Here is a 1,589-nt window from a genome sequence, read left to right on the forward strand (position 1 = left end):
AAAATTCAATCTAAAACTATGAGATTATTATTTGTAGCCATTTTGATGGCATTGGCAGTGGTAAGTTGCAAACAAGATGCTCAGTCTATTGATGCTCAACCCTCTCTTGTAGGGAAATGGATACCTACCTACGAACTTTATGACGAGTCTACACAGAAGTGGAATTCTATTCAAACATTAGTTGCGCTTCCTACTTATGAATTTACCGCCGATGCGCGCGTACTTCAAAACGACAAGCCAGCGGGCGACCAAGATTGTTGTGGGTTTATAGGAAATAAGTATTCTTTTCAGAATGGAAAAATTACTTTCTCAGAATTTAAGCCGTGCCCAAATATAAGCTGTCTTGCGATTTACTGTGATGGCTGGATCGTCAGAAAACTTGAAGGAGATATTTTGGAAGTTGCTCAGTGCTCGGGAGGTATAATGAGGTACAAAAGAGTAAAATAGTTTAACTCACGACCCTATGAAAATCGTTATTTTTCTTTCATTGGTTTTTGGTGTGCTATTATCATGTAATAAAGGCATCGAAATACAACCACAATTTTTGATAGGAAAATGGAAGCCAAGCTATCATGTTTTCAACGAAAGTACGAAACAATGGGAAGCGCTAAAAGTTTATATGCTATTGCCCGATATAGAGTTTACGTCGGACGGAAAGTTTTTGATTAATGGCCGACCAGGCGCTGAAGGTGATTGTTGTGGAAGCATTGGAAATAAATTTAGTATTTCGGGAAATACGATTGTTTTTTCAGAATTTAATCCTCCATGCCCGAATGCTTTGTGTTTAAGCACTGATTGTAAAGATTGGATAATCAAAAGATTAGTCTCCGATACACTAGAGCTAAGGCAATGCCCAAATGTTATCTACAGATATACACGAGAAAAGTAAAAATTAGGCTTTACTTTGAAACAAGTAAAGCCTAATTTTTATACATTTGAGAATAATTTGCTATTACTAAACTTCTTGCCATGATACCTACTTTAATTTCATATTTCTTACCAGCAATATTATTATTTTGGTTAACCACATTTAACCCAAAAAATGTTGAATTTTCATTATCCAAATTGCAAAAAGTAGTAAAAAAATCACATAAACTCCCACGCACTTAGGTAAGCACCCTTTCTTTCGGTATACTCTATAAATTTGGCATAAAAGTCAAACTGTGCTAAAGTAGCGCTATCGCCTATTACGACGAGTTTTTTCTTGGCTCTGGTCATGGCAACATTCATTCTTCGAATGTCAGAAAGAAATCCTATTTCTCCCTCTGCATTGTTACGCACCATACTAATATACACTATGTCGCGCTCCTGACCTTGAAAACTATCAATAGTATTTACAGAGATTTTTTTCAAAAACCTCTCTTCAATCCCCGAATGTTGAACCAATTCTTGCAACTCCAACACCTGCTGTTTGTAAGGTGAAATCACAGCAATACTTGGCGCAATGCCATCAGGTTTTCCTGTCTTATAGTTTTCGATTAATTGCATAAGGTGTTTTACCAATAGTTGTGCTTCCTCTGGGTTAATTGTTGATGTTCCAATTAATTTTTCCTCAAAACCACAACCTGCGGTATCTACAAAATTCAAGG

Annotated in this window: 3 protein-coding genes; 2 read left to right on the forward strand and 1 reads right to left on the reverse strand. The window is 36.4% G+C overall.

Annotated features, from left to right (window positions below):
* Positions 1-447, forward strand: a 447-nt coding sequence (locus tag ACOVQ4_RS20680; protein ID WP_421822505.1) for a hypothetical protein, incomplete at its 5' end; no start/stop codon positions are given.
* Positions 448-463: 16 nt separating this feature from the next.
* Positions 464-889, forward strand: a complete 426-nt coding sequence (locus tag ACOVQ4_RS20685; protein ID WP_421822506.1) for a hypothetical protein — start codon at positions 464-466, stop codon at positions 887-889.
* Positions 890-1,086: 197 nt separating this feature from the next.
* Here ACOVQ4_RS20685 and ACOVQ4_RS20690 read toward each other — a convergent pair.
* The coding region (locus tag ACOVQ4_RS20690; protein WP_421822507.1) for a C-terminal helicase domain-containing protein at positions 1,087-1,589 on the reverse strand (503 nt) is incomplete at its 5' end.

The sequence above is a fragment of the Flectobacillus sp. genome, assembly GCF_049240685.1.
GTDB lineage: Bacteria > Bacteroidota > Bacteroidia > Cytophagales > Spirosomataceae > Flectobacillus.